22 protein-coding genes, 1 pseudogene and 1 riboswitch are annotated in these 24548 nt (G+C 64.2%); of the genes and pseudogenes, 14 read left to right on the top strand and 9 right to left on the bottom strand.

The window, feature by feature from the left end; translation table 11 throughout:
• Window position 1 precedes the first annotated feature (1 nt).
• Window positions 2-829, top strand: coding sequence for a phosphodiesterase (locus B0G69_RS12075; protein ID WP_121317219.1), 828 nt, complete (start codon window positions 2-4; stop codon window positions 827-829).
• Between the two features lie 368 nt (window positions 830-1197).
• On the top strand, window positions 1198-2400 hold the full coding sequence (locus B0G69_RS12070; protein ID WP_121319334.1) for an MFS transporter: 1203 nt from the start codon (window positions 1198-1200) through the stop codon (window positions 2398-2400).
• A gap of 240 nt (window positions 2401-2640) precedes the next feature.
• Here the strand turns inward: B0G69_RS12070 and B0G69_RS12065 are convergent, their stop codons facing one another.
• From B0G69_RS12065 to B0G69_RS12045, 5 genes are all read right to left on the bottom strand, one after another.
• Window positions 2641-3069 carry a response regulator gene (locus tag B0G69_RS12065; RefSeq protein ID WP_121317217.1) on the bottom strand — a complete coding sequence of 143 codons (429 nt, stop codon included), beginning with the start codon at window positions 3067-3069 and terminating at the stop codon, window positions 2641-2643.
• A 20-nt stretch (window positions 3070-3089) separates the two neighbouring features.
• Complete coding sequence (locus B0G69_RS12060; protein WP_121317215.1) at window positions 3090-3722, bottom strand: response regulator transcription factor; 633 nt, start codon at window positions 3720-3722, stop codon at window positions 3090-3092.
• Window positions 3723-3904: 182 nt separating this feature from the next.
• A complete protein-coding gene (locus tag B0G69_RS12055; RefSeq protein WP_121317213.1) occupies window positions 3905-4450 on the bottom strand; it encodes a ferritin-like domain-containing protein in 546 nt (181 codons plus the stop codon).
• Between the two features lie 103 nt (window positions 4451-4553).
• Window positions 4554-4715 carry a DUF1328 family protein gene (locus B0G69_RS12050; RefSeq protein ID WP_075643714.1) on the bottom strand — a complete coding sequence of 54 codons (162 nt, stop codon included), beginning with the start codon at window positions 4713-4715 and terminating at the stop codon, window positions 4554-4556.
• A gap of 107 nt (window positions 4716-4822) precedes the next feature.
• Entirely contained in the window at window positions 4823-4999 is a 177-nt protein-coding gene (locus tag B0G69_RS12045; protein ID WP_012433645.1) for a DUF1328 domain-containing protein, read from the bottom strand.
• A 345-nt stretch (window positions 5000-5344) separates the two neighbouring features.
• Here B0G69_RS12045 and B0G69_RS12040 point away from each other — a divergent pair, with 345 nt between their 5' ends.
• Entirely contained in the window at window positions 5345-6805 is a 1461-nt protein-coding gene (locus tag B0G69_RS12040; protein ID WP_241991361.1) for a sensor histidine kinase, read from the top strand.
• A 226-nt stretch (window positions 6806-7031) separates the two neighbouring features.
• The gene (locus tag B0G69_RS12035; protein WP_121317209.1) at window positions 7032-7169 is read left to right on the top strand and encodes an entericidin A/B family lipoprotein; all 138 of its coding nucleotides are present in this window, start codon (window positions 7032-7034) and stop codon (window positions 7167-7169) included.
• A gap of 370 nt (window positions 7170-7539) precedes the next feature.
• Here B0G69_RS12035 and B0G69_RS12030 read toward each other — a convergent pair whose 3' ends face one another.
• Window positions 7540-8334 (bottom strand): DUF4397 domain-containing protein, encoded by a 795-nt coding sequence (locus B0G69_RS12030; protein WP_121317207.1) that lies wholly within the window; start codon window positions 8332-8334, stop codon window positions 7540-7542.
• A gap of 357 nt (window positions 8335-8691) precedes the next feature.
• Here B0G69_RS12030 and fadH point away from each other — a divergent pair.
• Window positions 8692-9033: pseudogene (gene fadH, locus B0G69_RS12025) on the top strand (NADPH-dependent 2,4-dienoyl-CoA reductase); the annotation flags it as partial.
• Window positions 9034-9131: 98 nt separating this feature from the next.
• Here fadH and B0G69_RS12020 read toward each other — a convergent pair.
• Complete coding sequence (locus B0G69_RS12020; RefSeq protein WP_121317205.1) at window positions 9132-10061, bottom strand: EamA family transporter; 930 nt, start codon at window positions 10059-10061, stop codon at window positions 9132-9134.
• A gap of 349 nt (window positions 10062-10410) precedes the next feature.
• Window positions 10411-10653 (bottom strand): hypothetical protein, encoded by a 243-nt coding sequence (locus B0G69_RS12015; protein ID WP_147440723.1) that lies wholly within the window; start codon window positions 10651-10653, stop codon window positions 10411-10413.
• A gap of 700 nt (window positions 10654-11353) precedes the next feature.
• Here B0G69_RS12015 and B0G69_RS12010 point away from each other — a divergent pair.
• The 6 genes from B0G69_RS12010 to B0G69_RS11985 all read left to right on the top strand — a co-directional run bounded on the left by B0G69_RS12010 (window position 11354) and on the right by B0G69_RS11985 (window position 18633).
• Entirely contained in the window at window positions 11354-11764 is a 411-nt protein-coding gene (locus B0G69_RS12010; protein WP_121317201.1) for a GreA/GreB family elongation factor, read from the top strand.
• Between the two features lie 141 nt (window positions 11765-11905).
• A riboswitch (TPP riboswitch) is annotated at window positions 11906-12024 on the top strand.
• A 92-nt stretch (window positions 12025-12116) separates the two neighbouring features.
• On the top strand, window positions 12117-14048 hold the full coding sequence (gene thiC / locus B0G69_RS12005) for a phosphomethylpyrimidine synthase ThiC (RefSeq protein ID WP_121317199.1): 1932 nt from the start codon (window positions 12117-12119) through the stop codon (window positions 14046-14048).
• 304 nt (window positions 14049-14352) lie between these two features.
• Window positions 14353-14565, top strand: a complete 213-nt coding sequence (locus tag B0G69_RS12000; protein WP_121317197.1) for a glycine zipper 2TM domain-containing protein — start codon at window positions 14353-14355, stop codon at window positions 14563-14565.
• A 197-nt stretch (window positions 14566-14762) separates the two neighbouring features.
• Window positions 14763-15224, top strand: a complete 462-nt coding sequence (locus B0G69_RS11995; protein WP_121317195.1) for a hypothetical protein — start codon at window positions 14763-14765, stop codon at window positions 15222-15224.
• A gap of 328 nt (window positions 15225-15552) precedes the next feature.
• Window positions 15553-17151, top strand: coding sequence for an L-lactate permease (locus tag B0G69_RS11990; RefSeq protein ID WP_121317193.1), 1599 nt, complete (start codon window positions 15553-15555; stop codon window positions 17149-17151).
• Window positions 17152-17706: 555 nt separating this feature from the next.
• Complete coding sequence (locus tag B0G69_RS11985; protein WP_121317191.1) at window positions 17707-18633, top strand: DMT family transporter; 927 nt, start codon at window positions 17707-17709, stop codon at window positions 18631-18633.
• A gap of 305 nt (window positions 18634-18938) precedes the next feature.
• Here B0G69_RS11985 and bamC read toward each other — a convergent pair whose 3' ends face one another.
• Window positions 18939-20174, bottom strand: a complete 1236-nt coding sequence (gene bamC, locus B0G69_RS11980) for an outer membrane protein assembly factor BamC (RefSeq protein WP_121317189.1) — start codon at window positions 20172-20174, stop codon at window positions 18939-18941.
• 460 nt (window positions 20175-20634) lie between these two features.
• Between bamC and B0G69_RS11975 the strand changes: the two genes are divergently transcribed.
• The 3 genes from B0G69_RS11975 to B0G69_RS11965 all read left to right on the top strand — a co-directional run bounded on the left by B0G69_RS11975 (window position 20635) and on the right by B0G69_RS11965 (window position 24454).
• Entirely contained in the window at window positions 20635-21099 is a 465-nt protein-coding gene (locus B0G69_RS11975) for a DUF2844 domain-containing protein (protein WP_121317187.1), read from the top strand.
• Window positions 21100-21143: 44 nt separating this feature from the next.
• Window positions 21144-22418, top strand: coding sequence for a DUF3443 domain-containing protein (locus tag B0G69_RS11970; RefSeq protein ID WP_121317185.1), 1275 nt, complete (start codon window positions 21144-21146; stop codon window positions 22416-22418).
• A 179-nt stretch (window positions 22419-22597) separates the two neighbouring features.
• Window positions 22598-24454 (top strand): glycosyl transferase family 1, encoded by a 1857-nt coding sequence (locus B0G69_RS11965; RefSeq protein WP_121317183.1) that lies wholly within the window; start codon window positions 22598-22600, stop codon window positions 24452-24454.
• The last annotated feature ends 94 nt before the right edge of the window (window positions 24455-24548 follow it).

The following is a 24548-nucleotide window of genomic DNA, read 5'->3' as shown; positions in this document are numbered from 1 at the left end:
CATGCTGCTGGCTCAAATCAGCGACCTGCATATCAAACGCCCCGGCGCGCTCGCTTACCGCCGGGTCGACACCGCAGCGTACCTCGCGCGCTGCGTCGCGGCGCTCAATGCGCTCGAACCGCGCCCCAACGCCGTCATCATGACCGGCGATCTCGTCGATCAGGGTGATCCGGAACAATACGAACACCTGAAGACCTTGCTCGCGCCGCTGGCCGTTCCCTACTTCCTGCTGGTCGGCAATCACGATGCGCGCACCGCGTTGCGCGCGGCGTTTCCCGAGCGCGCGGAATTGCGCAGCGGCGGCGAGTTCGTGCAATACGCGGTGGACGTCGGGCCGCTGCGCCTGATCGCACTCGATTCGATGGTGCCCGGCCAAAGCGCCGGCACGCTGTGCGACGCGCGGCTCGCATGGCTCGCGGCGCAACTCGATGCGGCCGGAAACAAGCCGACGGTGGTGGCCTTGCATCATCCGCCGTTCGCCTGCGGCATCAGCCATATGGACTCGCTGCGGCTCGACCCCGCCGCCGCCGACAAGCTCGCGGCGTTGATCGCGCGTCATCCGAACGTGGAGCGGGTGATCTGCGGGCACGTGCATCGGCCGATGTTCGTGCGCTTTGGCGGCACGATCGCGTCCGCGGTGCCGGCGCCAGGCCATCAGGTCGGGCTCGACCTGCGCGACGATGCGCCATCGGCGTTCGTGATGGAACCGCCCGCGTATGCGTTGCATCGCTACGATCCGGCCACTGGCATCGTCACGCATCACGCCTATGTGGAGCGCGCCGACGGGCCGTATCCGTTTTACGAGCCTGAAGGCGCGTTGATCGACTGAGCGTCGCCGCTCGCGCCGGGACCACCTGACATGCGGTGTCCCGAGCGCGGCGGCCTGCACGAAGGCGTCCGCGGGCATCGCGATCTCAGCGCCGATCGCGTGAGCCATGTCATCGCCGAACAGGCGGGCGCCGGTACGCATCTCGATAATCGCGAACGGCCACGTTTGCACATGTCGCGGAAAACACGCCGCTTGACGCGACACCAGCAGCGCGCACCATCCGGCAAATCGGCGGCCGGGGCTGCAAACGGCTCTTCGCCGACGCCTTTTCGCACACTTCGCCGCCGTCAGCGCAAAGCGCCCCGCTCCGGTATGATCGGCACGCTTAAGGACCGTGCATGGGCCGGTCCGCCGATCCGCCTCTCTCAATGTCCACTTCCGACGCTTCCACTCCCGCTTCCGCCGACCGGTCGTTGCGCGGCCTACTGTTTCTGCTCGCCACCATCGCCGGCGTCTCGGTCGCGAACATCTACTACAACCAGCCGCTGCTCGATAATTTCCGCCAGTCGTTTCCGGGCAGCGCGTCGTGGGTCGGCACGGTGCCGGCCGTCACGCAGCTCGGCTACGCGGCCGGCATGCTGCTGCTCGCCCCGCTCGGCGATCGCTTCGACCGCCGCCGCCTGATCCTGCTGCAGATCGCCGGCATGTGCGCCGCGCTGGTCGTGGCGGCGGCTGCGCCGACGCTCGCGGTGTTGATCGTCGCGAGTCTGGCGATCGGCGTGCTCGCCACCATCGCGCAGCAGGCGGTGCCGTTCGCGGCCGAACTCGCGCCGCCGTCCGAACGCGGCCACGCGGTCGGCACGGTGATGAGCGGTTTGCTGCTGGGCATCCTGCTGGCGCGGACCGCCTCGGGTGTGATCGCCCAGTATTTCGGCTGGCGCGCGGTGTTCGGCGCATCGGTCGTCGCCTTGCTGGCGCTGGCGGCCGTGATCATCCTGCGCTTGCCAAAGAGCCAGCCGACCTCGACGCTGCCTTACGGCAAGCTGCTGGTGTCGATGTGGCATCTGCTGGTCGAACATCGCGCGCTGCGTGAAGCGTCGCTGACCGGCGCGGCGCTGTTCGCGGCATTCAGCATTTTCTGGTCGGTGCTGGCATTGCTGCTGGCAGGCGCGCCGTTTCATCTCGGGCCGCAGGCGGCGGGGCTGTTCGGGATCGTCGGCGCGGCGGGGGCCATGGCCGCCCCGCTCGCCGGCAAGTTCGCCGACCGGCGTGGACCGCGCGCGATCATCACCGTGTCGATTGCGCTGGTGGCGCTCGCGTTCGTCGTGTTCGGCGCTTCGGCCAAGAGTATCGCCGGGTTGGTGGTGGGCGTGATCGTGCTCGACATCGGCGTGCAGGCCGCGCAGATTTCCAATCAATCGCGCATTTACGCGCTGAAGCCCGATGCGCGCAGCCGCGTGAATACGGTGTACATGGTTGCGTATTTCATCGGCGGAGCGCTCGGCTCGGGCGTCGGTGCAGTGGTCTGGCCGGTCTTGGGGTGGCTCGGCGTCAGCGTGGCGGGGCTCGTGTTTGCGGGTCTGGCGGCATGGAATCATTTGCGGCTGCCGTCGCGCGGTACATTAGGCTGAGTGGTCGGCGGGCAGGCGGAGGGGGCATTGGGTCGCGCTTGACCCGTGTTCCTCTCAGACTGATTGGCGCTTGTCTTGTGCGCGGCCCGCGCTTGCCTCACGCGCCTGCCTCACAGCACCTGCTTCACACCACTTGTCTCGCATCTGTTCACGCTGCTCGCACGCTCAGCGCCGGTTCGCATTTGCTTCGCGTCGGCGCATCCGATTAGTCCGCGCCGACTCGTCTCCCACGCAGCACGCTCACCCGCCGCTTCGCGCCGACGCATACTCGTGCAGCGCATCGATGACGCGATCGAACTCGAACGACTTGTCGTAGAAGTGGCGCACGCCGTACTGCTCGCAGCGCTCCCGATACGCGGGCAACGCGTGATTGGTCAATACGGCCGCGAACATCGAGTCAATCAACCCTTCGCGCTGCAAATAGGCGAGCACGGGCGCGCCCGAACCCTCGCGCAACTGCAGGTCGACGATCACTGCATCGAAGGCTTCGTCGCTCAGGAGCGCGATCGCCTGATCGGCGGAATCGGCATACGCGGCCACCTGCAGCGAACCCGAGGCGTCGATCGCTTCCACGAGGCTGCGGCGGATCAGCGGCGAATCCTCGATCAGCAGCACGCGCAGCGGCGCGTGACGGGCTTGCTCGGCAACTCGGTTCGATTCGCTGTTCATCGGGGTATCTCGATCGTCCATTATTCGATCAAGCCGTTCTTGATCGCGTAATAAGTCAGATCGGCATTGTTCGCCAACCGCATCTTCTCCAGCACGCGCGCGCGGTACGTGCTCACCGTCTTCACGGACAGATGCAGTTCCTCCGCGATGCCGGTGGGAATCTGCCCGGCCGCGAGCTTGCAGAAAATCTGGAACTCACGCTCGGACAGTGCTTCATGCGGCCGCCCCGCAGCCGGCTTGTCGAGATTGTCGGCGAGCGTGTCGGCCACCGCCTCCGACAGATAACGATGCCCGCGCGCCACCGCGCGAATCGCCCGCACGATTTCCTCGGGCTCGCAGTCCTTGTTCAGATAACCGTTCGCGCCCGCGCGCAGCAGGTTGATCGCATATTGACTCTCGGGGTAGCCGGACAGGATCAGCACGCCCTGTTCGGGACGCACCTGCCTGATCACGCGCAGCGTGTCGATGCCGTTCTTGTCCGGCATCGCGATGTCGAGCAGGACCACGTCGAACGCCTGCTCGCGCACGAGGCTGATGGTTTCGTCGCCGGTGGCGGCTTCGGCTGCGACGCACATATCCGGTTCGTCGGCGACGAACTGTCTGAAGCCGCCCCGGACGATCGCATGGTCGTCGGCTATCAACACTCGAATCATCGGTTTGGTGCCCCTGCGCTGGAATCGCTCCACAGCAGACATTGTAATGACCTCCAGAACGGGCTCACGCCCAGGCTCAGCCGGAAGTCCACAGAGCGGATGACGTCTGCGACGCGGCACACCTTCGGCCCCACCCGCGCGCCCCGCCGTCCGCACGTCTGCGTGAATCTTCGTGCGCTTCCTTATTCCCGGCCCGCGAGCAGGTCCGCCATATCGTCGGCATGCTCTTCTTCGACGGCGAGAATCTCTTCGAAGAGACGCCGCGTCGTCACGTCCTTCTCGCCGAGATAGCGGATCATCTCGCGGTACGTGTCGATCGCAATACGTTCGGCGATCAGATTCTCCTTGATCATGTCCGTGAGATTCTCGCCTTCCTTGTACTCGGAGTGCGCGCGCGTCTTCAAACCGTCCGGCGCGAAGTCCGGCTCGCCGCCCAGTTGCACGATGCGCTCGGCGATGCTGTCCGCGTGGCCCTGCTCTTCGGCCGCATGTGCGGCGAATTCCGCCGCCACGGCTTCCGAATTGATGCCCTTAGCCATGAAGTGGTGTCGCTTATAGCGCAGCACACAGACGATTTCGGTGGCCAGCGCGTCGTTGAGCAGCTTCAGCACCGTCTTCAGATCCGCGCCATAGGTCTGCGTGACCGCGCCATCCGACATATGCCTGCGCGCATCCTCGCGGATCTTCTTGACGTCCATCACAAAGGTGTCGCCAGATTGGTTCGCCATCGAAATTCTCCTTTCTGCGGTATTGAGGGGAAACTGCGCATCCCGCACGAATCGCGCCTGATGCGCCGGTAGAGATCATGACTACGCGCTGGTGCGCGCAGGTCTATGTCCGGAATACACCGAGCAGCAACGTGACCACGAACACGACCAGAAAAATATAGAACAGAATTTTCGCAATTTCGGCCGCGCCTGCCGCGATGCCGGTAAAACCGAACACGGCGGCAATGATCGCAATGACGAAAAAGACGACGGCATAGTGAAGCATGGCGACTCTCCTTTTCTGTGGGTATCGACGGATATCGACTGACATCGGTCTGACGCGAACCGCGCTCCCCTATCAGAGACGGTGCGCAACCGGCTCGCCGAGCGGCGCTAATCGACGATTTTCTTCGTCACCACGAAGCCCAGCACGAGGAACACCACGCACAGAATGACGAACACGACGAACAGGAACTTTGCGATCGCCGCCGCGCCGGCCGCCACGCCGGTAAAGCCTAGAAGCCCCGCGATCACCGCGATGACGGCGAAGAACAACGCCCACTTCAACATGATGGCTTCCTCCCGAAACAGTGAATGAACGATCAGGTCCATCCTATCGATCGGCGGCAGCGCGCGCATTCCGGCGCACGCCGGTTTTCGTGTGAGAATCCGCTTACATTGGATTACGGCGGCGTTACGCGGGGGATGCGCTGTGCAGGGATTAGCCGTTCGCGCCGTAATGGTGCTGCAATACGCGAGGGGCGACGAAGGAATCACGTGACAACGCCAACGCGCCGATCATGCAAAACGCGGCAGCAGTCCGTGAGCGCGAACCCTGCCGCCATCGTCGCCGGACGCCATGGACGTTACACTGATGGCCCATCCGAGGAGCCGAATGTGCCAGATGTTCAGAACATGTCGAGCGCGCCAAAGTTAGCTGACCAAAGCGCAGCAGCGCGCCTCGCCGGCTGGATGCGCACCCGCAGCTGGGCGATTGCGATGACGGTCGCGATCGTCATCACGGTGGGCGGGCTCGTGATTCTCGAAACGGCGCGCCAACGCATTACCGCCGAATACGAAACCGCGCTCGAAGCGCGCGATGTCACCGTGCAACTGAGCACGCTCGCGAGTCAGCTATCGCGTCTCTCAGCCGAGCAGAACCATTTTCTTCTGACGAAGGACGAGGCCTCCGCCCACGCTTTCTGTTCGACCGCGGCGCGTATTCGTCAGAGCACGCAGCAACTGGACCGCTTCTACCGCAGCGGCCGCGCGGACAGCGCCGAACTCGCCAGCTTCACGCAGATTCTCGCGCTGATCGAAGCACGCATCGGTGCGGGCGGCGCCGCGTTGCAGCACGCGGCGCCGCATCCACTCGATCTAGGCGCATGCGGCAACGCGAGCGACGTCAATCCCGCCGACGCCTCGCTGATCGACAGCACCCTCACGCTGTTGCGCGACAACGAGGAGCGCCGCGCGCAGCACGCGCTCGCCGCGAGCCGCGCCGATCAGCGGATCTCGACGCTGTGCGCGGCGGGCCTGTCGGCGCTGAACATCGTGCTGTTCATTCTGCTGTTCCGCAATCTCGGCATTCAGATCGACCGGCAGGCGCGCGTACAGCGCCAGCTGATCACACAACAGGAGGGGCTCGACCAGCTCGTAGCTGAACGCACGCGTCAGCTCGAAGCGCTCGGCTGGCACTTGCAGGCGGTCAGCGAAAACGAAAAGACCCAGCTCGCGCGCGAACTGCACGACGAACTCGGCGCGATCCTGACGGCGAGCAAGATGGACGTCGCGTGGGCCAACCGCAAGCTGAAGGACAGCGCGCCCGATATCTCCGACAAGCTCACGCGCGCGCTCGCCAATCTCGACCAGGGTATCGCGCTCAAGCGGCGCATCATCGAGGATATGCGGCCCACGGTGCTGGCGAACTTCGGGCTCGTCACCGCGCTGCGCACGCTCGCCGACGAAGCCGCGCAGCGCAACAACTGGACGCTCGAACTGCACCTGCCCGCCGACGACATCCAGCTCGACGAACAGACCGAGATCGCGCTCTTTCGCGTCGCGCAGGAATCGCTGACAAACGCCGCGAAGTACGCGCGGGCCTCGAAGGTATCGATCGCGTTGCAGGTCGGCGACGGCCAGGTGGCGCTGCATATCGCCGACAACGGCGTCGGCATCCAACCGGCCGATCTGAAGCGCACGCATACGCATGGGCTGCTCGGCATGCGCCAGCGAGTCGCCGCGCGTGGCGGACGCTTCGAGATCCGGCGCGGCGTGCCGAACGGCACTGACATCGACGTGGCGATGCCGAGCGTCAGCACCGCGACGCCGTCAGTCGATCTGCCGCCGGCGACGCCCTCGCGAACGGCCGTCTAGCGAGGCCGCGCGGCAGCCGCCGAGCCGCGTTGTAGGAGTACGCCGACGCAAACACCGGAGCACGCCTACAACAAAATCGCAGCGTAACTGACAGCGCCGCCCCCGCCCTTTTTTTACCATGCAATCAGACCGGATCGACTGGCGTAAGGCCCGGTCGGACGATAACTAGCGCGTGCCATGCAACCCCGGCACGTCAACCGACGCATTCTCGACAAGGAGAACTTCCATGGCTCGACTGATCGCTTTGTTTCTCATTGCTGGCTCGGTGGCCGCGCTCTCCGGCTGCAACACGGTGGCCGGCGCGGGCGAGGACATTTCGAAGGGCGGCAACGCCATCTCGAACTCGGCGGAAAAGGCCAAGTAAACCGGCTATGTGTTCGAGTAACTGAAGGGCCGGCGCTTTCGCGGCGCCGGGTCACGCAGAGATTCGACAGCCCGTCACGCGGAACCGTGGCGGGCTTTTTTTGTGGGTGTCCTGGCGGCGCTTTGGTTGGGTTCTTGCCCCGCTCTCTTGCCCGGGTTCTTGCGTGAGCCTGATGCGTGTTCTTGCGTGAAGCGCGTGTCTCGGTCCCAGGCGCGCTTTCCGGGAAGGTGCCTGCCGGCAGCAAATACGGAGTCGTCCATATCGACATGCACAAACAAAACGGCGACCCACTCGCGTGGATCGCCGCTCCGTCCTCCCCAGGACGTGTCGTCTATGGCCTTCGCCTGTCGCGTCGGGTTAGCTCACCTGCTTATTCACCCGTCAGCGTATTCGACAACTCGATGCTCGGCGTGCTGGTGTTGCCGTTCTGCGCGATCAGCAAATGGATCTGCCCCGGCACCAGCTGGCTCAGCGCGCCGCCGATCGGCACCGACGTCACCAGCCAGTCGGCGTTGTTCGACAGCGTGAACGATGGCGACTGGAAGATCGGCGTCTTGCTGCCCGCCGCGGTCGCGATCAGCACGTACTGGCCGCCGGACACGTAGATCGAATCCTGCCCGCTCGCCGGCACCGCGTTCTTGAATGCGACACCCGCCATCGTCGGCGAGACCTTGGTGATGTCCGTGGCGCTGGACTGGACCAGATACAGATCGAGGTTGGTCGCGTTCGCCGATGCGTTGAAGCTGCGCACCCGCGCGCTATTGGACAGCAGCCCCTTGTCGAACGGATCGTCGATCAGGCCGATGTCCGGCGCGGCGAGACCCGGCAGCGCCAGCACGGTGTATTCGTGGCCCTTCGCGACGTTCGGGAAGTTGCCGCTCGCGAGCGCGGTCGTCGTGCCGGTTGCCGCATAGCCGACGTTGGTGGAGCCCGTGTTGATATTGGTGAAGTTCGTCACGCCTTTGTACGCGACGTTCGTTTGCCCGGATGGTGCGCTGCCGTTCACGAGGAAGTCGACGGCCGGGCCGCTCGGAATCGCGTGAATGAAGTGGATCTGCGGATTGGTCAGGCCGAGCTCCTTGCCGACGTCGTCGGACCCGCCGCCGCATGCGCTCAGAACAGATGCAACCGCCACAACGGCCGCCATGGTTCGGATCATTTTCATTGTGTTCACCTTTTTCGATGTGGGCTCTCGACCCATTGATCTACGGGCGTTCCGCTTCGGACACCGCGCCGCCGGACACCGCATTCATCATTTGTTTGAACGGTCCCGGGCGGCTCTCCGAAGCAGCCCCCTCCTATCCCTGCTGCACATCACGCCTGTTTCTCCTGACGGCGCGGTCCGTGTCGATGGACGATCGCTTTGAGCAATGCGTGTGCCGGGGACGGCTCGATGGCCGACGGCGACTGATAAATGGCTTACGGAGCAATGGGTTGCGAGGATTAGATTTTTTCCTCGGCGAGCTGGCCCGATGCGCGGTGTATCGTTCGGGCGCATCCAATACTTACACGCTCCCTTGCCATGTCTTACCAGCACTTACTCGCCGAACTCGACCTCGGGTTCACCCGCTTGCGCAATCGCGTGGTGATGGGTTCGATGCACACCGGCATGGAGGACCGTTTCTGGAACTACCCGAAGCTGGCCGCGTATTTTCGCGAACGCGCGAAAGGCGGCGTGGGCCTGATCGTCACCGGGGGCATCTCGCCGAATCGCGCGGGCTGGCTGCTGCCGTTCGGCGGGACGCTGAATTCCGTGTTCGATCTGCGCAATCATCGGCTGCTGAGCGGGGCCGTGCATGCCGAGGGCGGCAAGATCGCGCTGCAGATCCTGCATGCGGGCCGCTATGGCTATCAGCCCTTCGTGCGAAGGGGCTGAGGTGCCGGCCGCGCTTTGAAGCGGGATGGGCTGGTCTTTTTGGCCGCTCCACACGCGCCGCTACGAACCCCACCCCAGGGCGAACTTCAAGCCAGCCCCTTCTTCCTGTAATCGAACCAGAAAGACAAGCCCACGCTAGCCAGAATCACCACGGTCGCGATCACCGTCGAGCGCGTGACCGGCTCGCCCAGCAGCAACGCGCCGAGCGCGACCGCCACCACCGGATTCACATACATGCAGCTACTCGCAATGATCGGGCTCGTGTGGCGAATCAGAAAACCATACGCGACGTACGCGGCCATCGTCCCGATCAGCATCAGGTAGATGAATGCCAGCAACGGCAGGACATGCATGTCGAGCATGCGTTCGCCGGAGACCCAGGCGACCAGTGTCGACATCGCGCCGCCCAGCCCGATCTGCAGCGCGGTCGACAGAAACAGATCCGACGGCAGCTTCAGACGCCCGGCGAGATGCGCGCCGCCGGCCCAGAAGAGTGCACCGCACAGAATCGCCAGACTGCCGGCCGCCGAGCCCGGCGTGCTGTCGCCGTGACTCAGAATGGCGATGCCGACCAGCCCCAGGCCGACCGCGAGCCACTCGCCGCGGCCGATCTTGCGACCCGCGACGGCAGCGATCACCGTCGCGAAGAGCGGAACGGTCGCGACCATCACGGCCGCCGTGCCGGTGCCGACGGTGCGCATGCCGTAGGCGAGCATGCCGCTCGACAAACCCACCAGCATCGTGCCGACGAGTCCGGCATTGCGGACCTCGGCGACGCTCGGCCAGACCGGCTTGCGGCGCACCGCGAAGACGAACAGGCCTATGCCGGCAAACAGGTTGCGCAGCCCGGAGAGCAGCAGCGGCGGAAACGAACCGAGGGCGACGTGCACGGCGAGGTACGTCGAGCCCCACACGAGATAGACGACGGCAAGCGCGAGCGCGATCTGGCCGCTGTGCGACTGCGGCAAACGGATCGGCAAACCGCGCGAAAAGAAACTGGAGCGTTGCAACGACATGCGTTCACCCCGTCCATGCCGCTCGAGGTATTGCGCCCCCGCTGAAAACCCGCTGACGGGATGGCGGACACCGCATCGAAAATGCGGTCTGACGGGCGAGGCTGGCGGACATGTCGGTGGAACGGAAAGGCGATAGATGACCAATAGGGCCACAACGCCGCGGCTTACGAAAGAAATCGGGCCGGGGCGAACACGCGCCAAGGCTGCGGCGCGCATCGCATTATGCAGTAAGCGCCCACCGCGCCGAGCGAAAGAATCGTAACTTTTTGGTGTCCTTGCAACACAAAAACCGGGGACGTATCGCTGGTGTTTTTTCAGCGTGCGCGGCAGTGGAACATGACTCCCGCCATCACCTGAAATCCGCGCACGCGAATTCGTGAAGGCACTGATAGCTCACGACCGCGGTCACGCGCGTCCCGGTGCGCGCCCCCTTCGGCGACAACGACAATGTGCCGCCGTCGCGCCCGACCTGATAGTGACCGCTGCGCGCCGCGGCGATTCGCCCGCCGCTATCGACGAAACGCGCCGCTACACGATCCCGCGCCGGCACGCCGTCGTTCACCTGCAACGCGACCTCCACGCCGCTCGTCACGCCCGGAGGCACATTGAGAACGTCAGCGTGAGCGCGCAGCCGGCACGCGCCGCCAGCAGCGTCATGGCCCCCGCCACTGCACCGAGCGTCCGCAACCGCGATGGGTTCGTTTTCATGCGCACTCACCCGTAGGCCGACTCGATTCGTTTCGCATCAGCGATGCCGTCCGGCGCGATGTCACCGAACCGGGCAGCCGCCTCTGCTGCAGACTCAATGAACAACGGGCACTTCACAAAGCCCGACAGAACCAGTAACGACATTTTTACGATGTGCTTGAATGCATCCCAAGTGCTACCGCGCCGCCCGTTGCCCGAGCACAAGGCCGACGCGGATCGAATCGGGCGACGCTCGGCCGCGTGCTAACATGGACCTTTCTATGGCGCTGCTTTCCGTTTTCAGGCGACGCCTTCACCCCCTTCTGTCGACACCTGCCGGCTACTTCGATGCGCTTCCCGACTTCCCGTGCCCTCATCCGCTTGCGCCCCCGCCGCGCAACCGGTGACGCGCGCGCGGACTTCGCGCCGTGTCCGGCCGGCGAGCCGTCCCGAACGCTCCCGCTCTCCGCCGCCCGGCTCCCGATCTAACGCTGCTAGCTCCACTGTTCAGGCCGCGTCGTCCCCAAGGGGACTTTCTTCGGGCGCCGGGCTGAACGCTTCCGCACGCCGTTCTCTTTTATGCAGATCGAATTGGAGTACCCGTCATGAAAAAGACGAAACCCTGTTATCTGACCGAACTCGATGTCGCCCGCCTCGAGAAGCACGCATCCGCGCCCGGCGCGAGCGCGAAACTGCAGGACATGCTCGACGACGTCCTCGAGCGCGCCGTGATCGTTGATTCGCGCGAAATTCCGGCCAACGTGGTGACGATGAATTCGCAAGCCACCCTGACCGACGAAGCCAGCGGCGAACAGATGACCTGGACCGTCGTCTATCCGCCCAACGCGGACTTCGCGCACGGGCGCCTGAACGTGTTCTCGCCGGCCGGCCTCGCGCTGCTCGGCGCGAAGCGCGGCGAGCGCATCCGCTTCACGCCGCCGAGCGGCACGGAGAAAGTGCTGAAGCTCGACAAGATCCTGTATCAGCCCGAAGCCGGCGACAATTTCTCGCTCTGATCTCGTTGTAACTCAAGCACGCCGCAGCTCGCCCGCCTGCCCGTCACAATCAGCACAGGACACGGTGGGCCGCGCCGCGATGCGCGGTTCGGTTCAACCGGACGGGTTGCCAAGTCGCGGGTGGCCGGTGTATCGTGTGCGCTGCTAACGCGGGGGTCCTGCGTCGCATGGAGCTTGGAGGTCCGTGCCGCGCGGGTGAGAAATACCCTTTGAACCTGATCTGGATAATGCCAGCGCAGGGAAGCGTACGGATTTCGCACTCCAGCTCCATCGCCTCACCTCTCGCGCGATTTCCGACTACTTCCGTCTCGTCTCCTGCTTAGCTGCCCACATTGCTTTGCATGGAGATACGATGAACGCCAATCCAAAATTCCTGTCCGCCGACGCTCACGTCGATGAAGCCGCTGTCGCGCCGCTGCCGAATTCCCGCAAGGTCTACGTGAGCGGTTCGCGTCCCGACATCCGCGTGCCGATGCGAGAAATCTCGCAGGCCGATACGCCCGACAGCTTCGGCGGCGAAAAGAATCCGCCGGTCTATGTCTACGATACGTCGGGCCCCTACTCCGACCCGGACGCGAAGATCGATATTCGCGAGGGCCTGCCGGCGCTACGTCAGGCGTGGATCGAAGAGCGCGGCGACACCGAAGCGCTGACGGGTCTGTCCAGCGACTTCAGCCGCGAGCGCGCCGCCGACACCGCCACCGCCGGCCTGCGTTTCCAAGGCCTGCATCGCACGCCGCGCCGCGCGATCGCCGGCAAGAACGTGTCGCAGATGCACTACGCGAAGAAGGGCATCATCACGCCGGAGATGGAATACATCGCGATTCGCGAGAACCAGCGCCGCGCCGAGTATCTGGAGAGCCTGAAGACGAGCGGTCCGAACGGCGAGAAGCTCGCCGCGATGATGGGCCGTCAGCATCCGGGCCAGGCGTTCGGCGCGAGCGCGTTCGGTGCGAACGGCCTCACGGCGATCACGCCGGAATTCGTGCGCGAGGAAGTGGCGCGCGGCCGCGCGATCATCCCCAACAACATCAACCACCCGGAAAGCGAGCCGATGATCATCGGCCGCAACTTCCTCGTGAAGGTGAATGCCAACATCGGCAACTCGGCGGTGACGTCGTCGATCGGCGAGGAAGTCGACAAGATGACGTGGGCGATCCGCTGGGGCGGCGACACGGTGATGGATCTGTCGACCGGCAAGCACATTCACGAGACGCGCGAGTGGATCATCCGCAATAGCCCGGTGCCGATCGGCACGGTGCCGATCTATCAGGCGCTCGAAAAGGTCAACGGCAAGGCGGAGGACCTGACGTGGGAAATCTTCCGCGACACGCTCATCGAACAGGCCGAGCAAGGCGTCGACTACTTCACGATTCACGCGGGCGTGCGCCTGCAGTATGTGCCGTTGACGGCCAAGCGCATGACCGGCATCGTCTCGCGCGGCGGCTCAATCATGGCGAAGTGGTGTCTCGCGCATCACAAGGAAAGCTTCCTGTACGAGCACTTCGAAGACATCTGCGAAATCATGAAGGCGTATGACGTGGCCTTCTCGCTCGGCGACGGCCTGCGTCCCGGCTCGATCTACGATGCGAACGACGAAGCGCAGCTCGGCGAGTTGAAGACCTTGGGCGAACTCACGCAGATCGCGTGGAAGCACGACGTGCAGACGATGATCGAAGGCCCCGGCCACGTGCCGATGCAGTTGATCAAGGAGAACATGGACCTGCAACTGGAATGGTGCGACGAAGCGCCGTTCTACACGCTCGGGCCCCTCACCACCGACATCGCGCCGGGCTACGACCACATCACGTCGGGCATCGGCGCGGCGATGATCGGCTGGTTCGGCACGGCGATGCTTTGCTACGTCACGCCGAAGGAACACCTGGGCCTGCCGAACAAGGACGACGTGAAGACCGGCATCATCACGTACAAGCTCGCCGCGCACGCCGCCGATCTGGCGAAGGGTCATCCGGGCGCGCAGGTGCGTGACAACGCACTGAGCAAGGCGCGTTTCGAATTCCGTTGGGAAGACCAGTTCAATCTCGGCCTCGACCCGGACAAGGCGCGCGAATTCCACGACGAAACGCTGCCGAAGGATTCGGCCAAGGTCGCGCATTTCTGCTCGATGTGCGGCCCGCACTTCTGCTCGATGAAGATCACCCAGGACGTGCGCGAATTCGCGGCGCAACAAGGCGTCACCGACGACGAAGCGCTGAAGAAAGGCATGGAAGTGAAGTCGATCGAGTTCATGAAGAAAGGCGCCGAGATCTATCAGCGGCAGTAAGGTTCGATAGGCAGATCGGGCAGCGCTTTAGCGCCGCCCGATTCCGCCACGAACCTGCATCGCAGCATCACAGCCCGCCACTGGCGGGCTTTTTCGTCTGTGCGAGGGTATGCGGCGCCGGGCACGCCGCATGCTGGACGAAGGGAAACATTTGATTACGAAACCGTCAATCCGCTGACAAGCTCACACATCTGGATACGCGACGCACGGCTAACATCGAATGCATGAACCGGGGGCTTTTGTCTCTCTTACGTTTCGGCGGTTACGACCAACAAACCCAATTAACCAACCGGGAGTCAGCATCATGAGAAAGATTCGGCAAATCGGCACGCTCGCAACCATCGTTGCTCTCATTGGGGGACTTTCGGCGTGTGAAGGCATGAGCCGGCAAGGGCGTGATACGGCAATCGGCGCGGGTCTGGGCGGCGCCGCGGGCGCGGCGATCGGCGGCAATGCACTGTCGACGATCGGCGGTGCGGCGGCGGGTGGCATCATCGGTAATCAGGTCGGCAAGTAAGCGGCATGCAGGCGCATACTGCGCGGTAAGTCACGGTATTTCGAAAGCGAACACGACGCTTAGCGTAAGCGTCAAACGATGCGGTGCAACGTCGTGAAATGCGCCGTTACGTTTTGCAATCGTGTTCGTGCCGCGGGAGCGTAAGCTCATCTCGTTACGCCGACGATGATGGTGTACGGTACAACGAGGAGCGCGTCATGAGGTCCCGCGTCATCAACAGTTTTCGCGCGAGGGGCTCATGGCTGCCGCGCGCTTTTTTGCGGCTATCCCGTAGAGGCGTTGCTGCCTGCGGCGTCCTCTGCGTCGTGACGTTGTCGGGCTGCTATTACCCATACGGTTACTTTCCGGCCGGCTATTACCCTGCTTACTATTCAACGTATCCAACGGCGCCCGCGACGGCGGTGCAGCAGGGCGTCCCGGCGGGGCAAACCGGTTCGACCGATGCGCAGCAACAGCAGCAACAAGACGCGCCGCCCACTTATGCGGTAGCGGCGCCGCCCCTCTATGCGGCGCCGGCTTATCCCGCCTACTATCCGCCTCCGGTCTATCCCGCTTACCCGGCGTATTACGGCTATCCAGGCTACTACGGACCATCGGTGTCGATCGGCATCGGCGGCTATTGGGGTGGAGGGTGGGGACATCATCATTGGCACCACTGAACGCGTGTCGCATGCAGGCTTCGGTGCACGCCGCTCACTGCAATACGGGCGCACTCGCCATGGCGCGATCACGCGCCCGCTTCGTTTCATGCACCGTGCTCCACATCGTGCAGACGACCCGCCTGCGCCACTTCTTTTCGTGCGCCCGTAGTTTCCCTTCTTGACGTGCCCGCGCGGGGTTCTATGCTTGGGAAGCACATGCAGTAGCCGTTTAATAAGGAATGCGGTTCGACTCTTACGTTCCGCTGACGCTCGTCCGTCCTGCCACAAAGACGCGCCTCTCATTCGTGATCCCCCGCGTCGCGCCGAACAATACCAAGGAGACGTGATGTTTCACCAACTACTCACCCCGGTCGGCAATGCGCTATTGCCTTCGTTCCTTGTCGCCGCGTTGCCGATCATCGTCGTGCTGCTGCTGCTCGGCTGGGCGCGCAGGCCAGCCTGGCAGGCATCGCTCGCGGGGCTGATCGTCGGTCTGATCGTCGCGATTACAGTGTGGCGGTTTCCGGTCGGGCTCGCGTTCAACTCGGTGTTCGCGGGCGCGGTGTTCGCCTGCTGGCCGGTCATGTGGATCGTGGTCACGGCGATCCTGCTGTACAACGTCGCGCAACGCTCGGGCCGCTTCGCGGCCTTTCGCATGTGGATGATCGACAACCTGCCCAATGACCGGCGGGTCGTGCTGGTCGTGGTCGGCTTTTCATTCGGCGCGTTGCTCGAAGGGATTTCCGGCTTCGGCACTCCCGTTGCCATTACCAGTTCGCTGCTGATCCTGCTCGGCTTTCCCACCCTCGAAGCGCTCACCTTTACGCTGATCTTCAACACGGCGCCGGTCGCGTTCGGCGCGCTCGGCGTACCGATCACCGTGCTCGGCGCGGTGACGCATCTGCCGTCCGATCTGCTCGCGAAGATGGTCGGCCGCCAGTTGCCGTTCTTCGCACTGCTGCTGCCCTTCTATGTGATCGCGGTGTATGCGGGCTTTCGCAACATGCTGCGCGTGTGGCCGGTGCTGCTGGTGTCGGGCGCGAGCTTCGCGCTGACGCAGTTCATCGCGTCGAACTACGTGAACTACAGCCTGACCGACGTGTTGTCGTCGATGGTGTCGCTGATTCTGACGATCGCATTCCTGCGCATCTGGAAGCCTGCTGCCGATCCCGAATTCGCGATCAGCGTCGACCGTATCGGCGAGGTGCGCGGCAAGATCAGCGGCGCCCAGGGCTGGTATCCGTGGATTATCGTGTCAGTCGTGGTGATCGTGTGGACCATCGCGAGAGTCTTCACGATCGGCGACGTCAAAATACCGTGGCCGGGGCTCGACAAGGCCGTGTTCATCACGCTGTACAACACGCCGTATGCCGCAGTGTGGGACTTCCAGCCGCTCGCCACCGGCACGGCGATTCTGGTCGCGGCGCTCATCACGACGTTCGTGGTCGGCCTGAGCGCGCGCGAATTCGGCAAGGCGGTCGCCGACACGTGGGTGCAGACGCGCATCGCCATTCTGACGGTGGCGACCATCGTCGGGCTCGCCTATCTGATGAACTACTCGGGGCTCACCTATACGCTCGGTCTCGGCGTCGCGTCGGTGGGTCCGTTCTTTCCGCTGGTGTCGGCCTTCCTCGGCTGGGTCGCGGTGTTCCTGTCGGGTAGCGATACGTCGGGCAATGCGCTGTTCGGCAATCTGCAGGTGGTGGCGGCCAACCAGTTGAATCTGAGTCCGGTGCTGATGGCGGCGACCAATTCGTCGGGCGGTGTGATGGGCAAGATGATCTCGCCGCAAAACATCTCGACCGGCGTGGCGACCACCGAACTCAAAGGCAAGGAAGGTGTGGTGTTCGCGAAGACCTTCAAGCATTCGATTCTGTTGACGGTGCTGCTCGGTTTGCTGGTGTGGGCGCAGCAGAATTTCTTGCAGTGGATGATTCCGCATTGATCGTTGATCTGGTTTGATTTGCGTGTGCTCTGCTTGTCGACGTGGCGGGAAGCAGAGCGCGGGTTTTGTGCGCGTCGCCAGAGGGGGCTGCTTTGTTGAGCTGCTTTGTTGAGCCGCTTTGTTGGCCTGGGCTTGAGTCGTTGGCTTGAGTCGTTGGCGCGGTTCGTTGGTCTGCTTCGTTGCCCTCGGGCATTGAACGCGCGCAGCGCGTCCTACGATCAAGAAGCGCCTGCTTTCCAACCAGGCATCCCCCTCGCTCCGAACCGACCGACAACGGCTGCCCTCCCGCCCTGCCGCAAAATAATTCACACTTTGCAATAAACACCCCACCCTCGGCAGGCGCGCCCAATCCCCACAGCCGCCATATCGCAATTTTTCTCACAACAGCGTGAGAAATGCTCGTTTTGCTCACGGCCCGACAACGCTTACGATCGTGGGCACCGGACGCCTCGATCTCCCGAATCTTGCCGTTTCATCTCAACCTGAAACGTTTCGCGTGATCGCGCTGCTACGATGCGCAGGCGTCCCGACTCAACTGCGCGCGGCGCCATCCCGATGAAACCTCAAAACCTGCTGCAACTGTTGATCCTCGCTGCCCTGTGGGGCGCGTCGTTTCTGTTTATCCGCGTCGGCGTCACCGACTTCGGCGTGGCTCCGTTGATGGCGCTGCGCGTCGGCATCGGCGCGGCCTTTCTGCTGATCGTGCTGCTCGCGCGACGGCCGCTGCAGCAATCGGCGACGATCCTGCGCACGCGCGCCTTTCCTCTGCTGGTGGTCGGCATCCTGAATTCGGCGGCGCCGTTCTGCCTGTTCGCCTACGCCGAATTGACGCTGTCGGCGGGCGTCACCTCGGTGATCAACGCGACCACACCGCTGTGGGGCGCGCTGGTCGGCTTTCTCTGGCTGCGCGACCGGCTGAGCGCGCTGCGCACGCTCGGTCTCGTGATCGGCTTTCTCGGCGTATTGATGCTGGTATGGGATCAGATCGCCACGCCGAACGGTGCGGCCGCGACGCCGCTGACCACCGCGCTCGCGGCCGGCGCGGCGCTCGGCGCGACGCTGCTGTATGGCATCGCGGCGAACTACACCAAGCGCCACCTGACCGGCGTCGATGCGCTAACCGTCGCCGCCGGCACGATGACCGGCGCGACCATCGTCTTGCTGCCGCTCGCCGTGATGTTCTGGCCGGCCGCGCCGATCTCGCTGCACGCGTGGGGCGCGGTGATCGCCCTCGGCGTCGCGTGCACCGGCGTCGCGTACATGCTGTTCTTCCACCTGATCGCGGTGGCCGGGCCGGCGCGTGCCATCACCGTCACGTTCGTGATTCCGATCTTCGGCATTCTGTGGGGCGCACTGTTTCTCGGGGAAGGCGTGTCGCCCGGCATGATGGAAGGTTGCGCCGTGATTCTGGTCGGGACCGCGCTCGCCACCGGCGTAATCAAGCGTTTGCCGTGGATCGGCACGCGCCGGGCCGATACCTGAAAACCGTTTCGCGCGACGCCGCCAGCCTCGAAGCGGCCCCGCAGATGAGCGCCAAATGAGCAGGCTGCTGCCCACGCCTGCCGAGCTCAGGTTGATAACGCTCACAGGAGAGGCGCTAAAGACGCACGCATCGCCGGGAGGCGACCGTCGGCATCAAGTCGCGTTGCGCCTACGCGCTCGACGAACAACGGGACACCAGTGCCTGCGCATAGTCCCGTGGCCATAAAAAAACCGCCCGGGACATCCATTGCCGGGCGGTTTCTCAAACATCAGTTGCGTCTGTTATCTGCTCAGGCTTTGCCCGCTCAGTGCAGCTGCTCGACCATCAGACTCATGATCTGTTTGGCCTGCGAGCTTTCGTCGATCGCACCCTTGTCGTCGACCACGGCCACACGCGTCTGGTCCGGCGTCACCGCGCGCACGTTCACGCGATACTCCTTGGCCACCTTCTCCTTCTTGCCGTGGAACACCTGGCTCCAGAAACCCTGTTCCGCCGACGACATATCCTTCGGATCGACGTAACGGACGAAGTACAGGCCGCGGCTCAGATCGCGGTCGTCGACGGTGAAGTTGCTGCGGTCGAGCGCGAGGCCCACGCGCAACCACGCGCGGTCATACGGTTCGCCGAGCGTGAGTTCGGTCGACGAGAGCTGCGCCGAAGCATTCGCCGAACCCGCATCCGGCATCGGCTGTTGCGCCGACAGCGCGACGTTCTGCGCCGCCGTGGCCGCCGCGGCCGACTTCGCACCTGCGCCCGCCGCGTTCGGCGCCGCTTGGGTGCCGGCCGGCGACAGTTCAGCGGTTTGGCCACCACCCGACTTCGAGCGCGAATCGGCCAGCGCAAGCGCCGCCATCAGGCGCTTCAGATATTCCTGTTCGAGAGCCGGATCGTTCGGCTTCGGCTGCCACTGGCTCGAATCGTTGTTCGTGCCGGTGAGCGCCTCGCGCATGCCCTTCTGGCTGATGAACACGTAGGTGCCGCCGTTCGGCGCCGCTTCGAGACGCGTGCGGTACTTGTTGCGCTCCGAGGTCACATAGCTGTTGCCCATTGCCTTGGACAGCGTGTTGCGGATCAGGCCGTCGCTGATCTGCGCGTGCGACTCGTTCCAGTCGGTTTCCATCACGCCCTTGTCGCGCTGGTCGAGCACCAGCAGGAAGCCCTGTTCCTGCCAGAAGCGGCGGATCTGCTCCCACGCCTGTGCGGGCGCCTTGTTGTCGATCACGAGCCAGCTTTCCGTGCCGTCGCGCTGGATATGCATGCCGCTGACCTGCGGCACGACCGCCACGTTATTGCTCGCCGACGGCGCTTGCGCCTGAACCTGCTTGAGCGCGGACAGCGAGGTTTCGCCGCCTTGCGGGGGCAACGAACGCTGATCGGCCGTCTCGTCGATCATGTTCGGCGGGACGGCAAGTGACACCTGCTTTGATTTGGAGTCGCTCTTGTAGTCGATTTTGGTCGGCGACGAAGTGCCGCAGCCGGCGACCAGCCCGCCTGCCATCAGCATTACTGCAAACCGCTTGGTAAGACGAAGATCAGTCATGTTCGGGGAATCCTTCCGCTACGCCACGGCAAGTTTCCGTGGATCAACCCAACATTTTACCGGTCCCGGCGAGCCGTGTGCAAAAACTGGGGTTTGCCCGCCCAATTGAACGGCATGTGGCGTGCGCAGAACGCGTCGCAGGGCCCCTTGCACAGAGTCCACGCGCTTATCGTCGGCACACCTTCGCCAAGGAAAAAAACGCGTTGCGCTCACGGCGGAAAATCGCTCGCGCGCCGCACATTTAACATTTGCCAACATTTCCTACTGCCGCGTAGGTTCACCTCTATAACCTTGTCAGATCTTTGTTTCAAAAGCCTTTTCCTCTGCCGGCCCGACACGCATTTTGACCAGGCATCGAGCGGCGACGACATGCTCCGTGATGGTCAACAAACCCCGGATGTTACCGTCACCTCCGTATCTCAATAAAACTGGAACAAGCCGGCTCGCGAGGCAGACCGCCATGTCAAAGTCCCGTTTCTCCCCCTCTCTGGCCGCCTTCGCGCTTGCGCTAGGCGCGCTGTGTACGAGCGCTGGCGCGCAGGCCGAATTGGGCGGCACGATGCCGGGTCAGCCGAACCCGACCGCGACCGCGCCGCGCATGCTGCTGAACGGTGCGCTGCGCGTGCGCACCCTGACCGATGCCGGCAACACCAGCATTAACGAGTACGCGACGAGCACCGGCCAGATCATCGGCTACGCGTGGGAAGGCCCGACCATGCCGGATCTGCGCACGCTGCTCGGCAAGTACGCCGACTCGTACCTTGCGGGGGCCGCCACGCCGGCGGCGGGCGCCAATCTGCACAGTTCGCGAATCGCGCGGCCGGACGTGATCGTCGAATCCGGCGGGCCGATGCGCGGCTATGTGGGACGCGCGTGGCTGCCTGCGGCGCTACCGCCCGGCGTGACCGCGGACGACCTGCAGTAAGCGCACACCCAATAGAACAACCCTTCGACGATCGACACCCCACCATGAAACCCTCCGTCCGACTTTGCGCCCTCTTCCTCGCCTGTGCGGCCTTGACAGGTTGCGGCGGCGGAGGCGGCGGCTCGCCAGAGAGTTCGTCGCAGGCGGGCGCAGCCGGCAGTCCGGGCGCCGCCAGCACACCGGCAAGCGGCGGCTCGCCTGGCGCGGGCAACACCAGCGCGAACCTGAATGTGCCGCAGTCGAACACGCCGAACGTCCAGCCGATCGCGGTCAATGTCGCGCCCGGACTGACACGCAACATGCTGACGACCAGCGTCACCCTCTGCCAGTCCGGCACCGACAATTGCGCGACGGTCGACGACATTCAGGTTGACACCGGCTCGAATGGCTTGCGGATTCTCGCCTCCGCGCTGCCGGCGAGCCTGGCGCTTGCGGCCGTGCCGTCGGGTAGCGGCGTCACCGGCGAATGCGCGGTGTTCGGCAGCGGCTACGCATGGGGCGCGGTGCGTAGCGCGGACGTCCGCATGGCCGGCCAGGTAGCCGCGTCGATCCCGGTCCATCTGATCGCGGACACGGCGCTGCCCAGCGTGCCCGCCGATTGCGCCAGCTCCGGCCCGGCGATGCTGACGGTTGCCGGCCTGCGCGGCAACGGCATTCTCGGCATCGGCCTGTTCACGGCCGACTGCGGCAGCGGCTGCGCAAACGCTGCACTGCCTCGCTGGTACTACCGTTGCGACGTCAACGGCGCCTGCGTGGCGAGCGCGCAGGCGCTCGCCCAGCAGGTCGCCAATCCCGTGAGCCACTTTGCGCTCGACAACAACGGCGTGGTGATCGACCTGCCCGCGATCCCCGATACGGGTGCGCTCAGCGTGTCCGGCTCGCTGATCTTCGGCATCGGCACCCAGGCGGACAACACGCTCGGCGGCGCCAGCATAGTCAAGGCGAATGCGACGAACGGCTACCTGGTTACCAACGCCGCCGGCCAAACCTACCCGCAAAGCTATATCGACAGCGGCTCGAACGGACTCTTCTTTCGCAACACCCAGTTCCCACAGTGCGGCTTCTGGTACTGCCCAAGCTCGATGCAAACGGTCAGCGCTGCGATCGTCGGTGTTGACGGCGCCTCGAGCGCGGTGTCGTTCCCGGTGGGCAATTCGACCGCGTTGTTCGCCTCGCCGAACAACGCGTTCAACAGTCTTGCCGGCCCTACCGCCCGTGGCTTCGGCTGGGGCTTGCCGTTCTTCTACGGCCGGCGCGTTTATACGGCGATCGCCTCGCGCAATACGTCGGCCGGCCAAGGTCCTTACTACGCGTTCTGAATGATGCTCGGTCACGGCACGCTGCCAGTATAGGTCCGAGTCCGCGCGGAAATTTCCCAAATTGGTCGAGGGAGAGAATTTGATATGGGGTGGCGGTGATAATTCGAGAACCCGGCTAGCTTTTCGCGTCAAGTTACGCTTCGCGATAGTTAGTCATGCCTATCTTCGAACACCACCCGATGGAAGAACCCACCTTTTCGCTCGACAACTTCGAACAACTCGTCTACACGCGGCAGTACGTCAAGGCGTCGGTTCAACTCATCGCCGCGCTGGCGCTCCTGCAACAGAAGCATGGCAAGCTCGACGAGCGCTTTCTCGCGTCGGGCATGCTCGACCTGCCGGCGGCCGAGCAGCATCGGCGCTTCTGCACGCGCCTCGCGAGCGCGGCCTCCACGCTGTTCGCCGACCCGCAATTCGACCTGCCGCCTGCGTGCTTCAGGCTGTTTCTGACGCTGCACGAATGGACCGGGCTGGTGTTCTCCACCACGGCGTTCGGCAACGCGGACCACGTCGTGCGTTATCTGAATCCGCGTGGCCCGGAGAATGCGCAGTTTGTGGCCGGAGACCGATTCGTCGAAAAGCTCTGCGCGCTCTATTCGACCGAGTCGGAACTGGAGCTCGACTTCGCCGCGCTGTGGGCCTACGACAAAACGCTCGCCGCCAGTCTCGCGCTCGTCCTGCTGGCGCCGACGTTCAAGGGCTCGGCGAACGCACACCTGAAACGCGAGGCGCTGATCGAATGGCTGCCTGGCAAACTGCGGCAGATCGACGACCTCGACGACCTGCCGACAGCGTTGCTGCACAACGCCTACATGTTCTGCAGTTACGCGGATACGCCGCGCCGCCATGAAATCAAGCGCGACATCAACGCGCTCGTGCGACACAAGCTCGTGCAATTGGGGCTGACCGATCTGCCCGCGCCAAAGCCGGCGCACGCGAGACGCGCACGCGCCCCGTCGCGCGGCAAGAAGCCGCTGATGATCGTCGTGTTGGAGTGGTTCAGCGGCGCCCATTCAATTTATCGCACCCACTCGCGCACGCTCGAAGCCGCGCGCGAACATTTCGAACTGGTGGGTTTTGGCTTCGGCTACGCGGTCGACGACCTCGGGCGGGCCGTGTTCGACCGCTTCATCGAACTGGACAAGCCGGAATACATCGGCGAATGCCTCGCGACGATCCGCGCGTTCGCCGCCGCCGAACAGCCTGACGTGCTGTATATGCCGAGCGTCGGCATGTTCGTGCTGACCGTGTTCCTGTCGAACCTGCGCGTCGCGCCGCTGCAGATCGCCGGTCTCGGCCACCCGGCCACCACGCATTCCGACAAGATCGACCGCGTCAGCGTCGAGGAAGACTATATCGGCAACCCCGCCTGCTTCAGCGAGCGGCTGATGAAACTACCGAAAGACGGACAGCCGTATCGGCCGTCGGTGGCGCTACCTGAGATCGTCGCGCACCTTCCGTCCCCGCGCGAGCGGCTTGAGATCGTCATCACGGCAAGCGCGATGAAGCTCAATCCCGGCTTTCTCGACACGTGCCGCGAGATTGCCGCGCGTGCGCAGACACCCGTCGAATTTCACTTCATGAGCGGCGTGCTGCCTGGACTGCCCCTCGACCGGATGCGCGCGGTGATCGGCCACGCGTTGCCGGGTGCGCGCGTACACGGCTTTCACGACTACGCGGGCTATCTGGCGCGCGTCAATCGGGCGGACCTGTTTCTCAGTCCGTTTCCGTTCGGCAATACCAATGGCATCGTCGATGCGTTGACGCTGGGGCTGCCCGGCGTCTGCAAGCGCGGAGCGGAAGTGTTCGAACGGATCGATAGCGCGTTGTTCGAGCGCGTGGCCATGCCGTCGTGGACCGTGGCGGACAGCGTCAACGAGTACGTCGTCGCCGCCGTGCGGATGATCGACGCGCACGCCGAGCGCACGGCGTTGCGGCAGAGGTTGATCGACACGCGCGCGGTGCAGCGGTGTTTCGAGGGACGAGCTCAGGCGTTCGGTGAATGCGTGTTGAGGCTCGTGCGGGATAAGACATAGCAACGGCTGGAGGCGATCGCAGAGCAATAAGCCGTATGGCGGAACTGGCAACGGACTCGAAGCGTGCATTCGCCGAGGCCGCAAACAGGCAGCC

The organism is Paraburkholderia sp. RAU2J, assembly GCF_003634845.1.
Taxonomy (GTDB): domain Bacteria; phylum Pseudomonadota; class Gammaproteobacteria; order Burkholderiales; family Burkholderiaceae; genus Paraburkholderia; species Paraburkholderia fynbosensis.
The sequence above is the reverse complement of the archived record's forward strand: the minus strand, read 5'-3'. Positions and strand labels throughout refer to the sequence as shown.

What these genes read in the sequence shown, in the direction of transcription:
- B0G69_RS12075 (WP_121317219.1), top strand. Translation starts at nt 2, where the DNA reads ATGCTGCTGGCTCAAATCAGCGACCTGCATATCAAACGCCCCGGCGCG.
- B0G69_RS12070 (WP_121319334.1), top strand. Translation starts at nt 1,198, where the DNA reads ATGTCCACTTCCGACGCTTCCACTCCCGCTTCCGCCGACCGGTCGTTG.
- B0G69_RS12065 (WP_121317217.1), bottom strand. Translation starts at nt 3,069, where the DNA reads ATGAACAGCGAATCGAACCGAGTTGCCGAGCAAGCCCGTCACGCGCCG.
- B0G69_RS12060 (WP_121317215.1), bottom strand. Translation starts at nt 3,722, where the DNA reads ATGATTCGAGTGTTGATAGCCGACGACCATGCGATCGTCCGGGGCGGC.
- B0G69_RS12055 (WP_121317213.1), bottom strand. Translation starts at nt 4,450, where the DNA reads ATGGCGAACCAATCTGGCGACACCTTTGTGATGGACGTCAAGAAGATC.
- B0G69_RS12050 (WP_075643714.1), bottom strand. Translation starts at nt 4,715, where the DNA reads ATGCTTCACTATGCCGTCGTCTTTTTCGTCATTGCGATCATTGCCGCC.
- B0G69_RS12045 (WP_012433645.1), bottom strand. Translation starts at nt 4,999, where the DNA reads ATGTTGAAGTGGGCGTTGTTCTTCGCCGTCATCGCGGTGATCGCGGGG.
- B0G69_RS12040 (WP_241991361.1), top strand. Translation starts at nt 5,345, where the DNA reads ATGTCGAGCGCGCCAAAGTTAGCTGACCAAAGCGCAGCAGCGCGCCTC.
- B0G69_RS12035 (WP_121317209.1), top strand. Translation starts at nt 7,032, where the DNA reads ATGGCTCGACTGATCGCTTTGTTTCTCATTGCTGGCTCGGTGGCCGCG.
- B0G69_RS12030 (WP_121317207.1), bottom strand. Translation starts at nt 8,334, where the DNA reads ATGAAAATGATCCGAACCATGGCGGCCGTTGTGGCGGTTGCATCTGTT.
- B0G69_RS12020 (WP_121317205.1), bottom strand. Translation starts at nt 10,061, where the DNA reads ATGTCGTTGCAACGCTCCAGTTTCTTTTCGCGCGGTTTGCCGATCCGT.
- B0G69_RS12010 (WP_121317201.1), top strand. Translation starts at nt 11,354, where the DNA reads ATGAAAAAGACGAAACCCTGTTATCTGACCGAACTCGATGTCGCCCGC.
- thiC (WP_121317199.1), top strand. Translation starts at nt 12,117, where the DNA reads ATGAACGCCAATCCAAAATTCCTGTCCGCCGACGCTCACGTCGATGAA.
- B0G69_RS12000 (WP_121317197.1), top strand. Translation starts at nt 14,353, where the DNA reads ATGAGAAAGATTCGGCAAATCGGCACGCTCGCAACCATCGTTGCTCTC.
- B0G69_RS11995 (WP_121317195.1), top strand. Translation starts at nt 14,763, where the DNA reads ATGAGGTCCCGCGTCATCAACAGTTTTCGCGCGAGGGGCTCATGGCTG.
- B0G69_RS11990 (WP_121317193.1), top strand. Translation starts at nt 15,553, where the DNA reads ATGTTTCACCAACTACTCACCCCGGTCGGCAATGCGCTATTGCCTTCG.
- B0G69_RS11985 (WP_121317191.1), top strand. Translation starts at nt 17,707, where the DNA reads ATGAAACCTCAAAACCTGCTGCAACTGTTGATCCTCGCTGCCCTGTGG.
- bamC (WP_121317189.1), bottom strand. Translation starts at nt 20,174, where the DNA reads ATGACTGATCTTCGTCTTACCAAGCGGTTTGCAGTAATGCTGATGGCA.
- B0G69_RS11975 (WP_121317187.1), top strand. Translation starts at nt 20,635, where the DNA reads ATGTCAAAGTCCCGTTTCTCCCCCTCTCTGGCCGCCTTCGCGCTTGCG.
- B0G69_RS11970 (WP_121317185.1), top strand. Translation starts at nt 21,144, where the DNA reads ATGAAACCCTCCGTCCGACTTTGCGCCCTCTTCCTCGCCTGTGCGGCC.
- B0G69_RS11965 (WP_121317183.1), top strand. Translation starts at nt 22,598, where the DNA reads ATGGAAGAACCCACCTTTTCGCTCGACAACTTCGAACAACTCGTCTAC.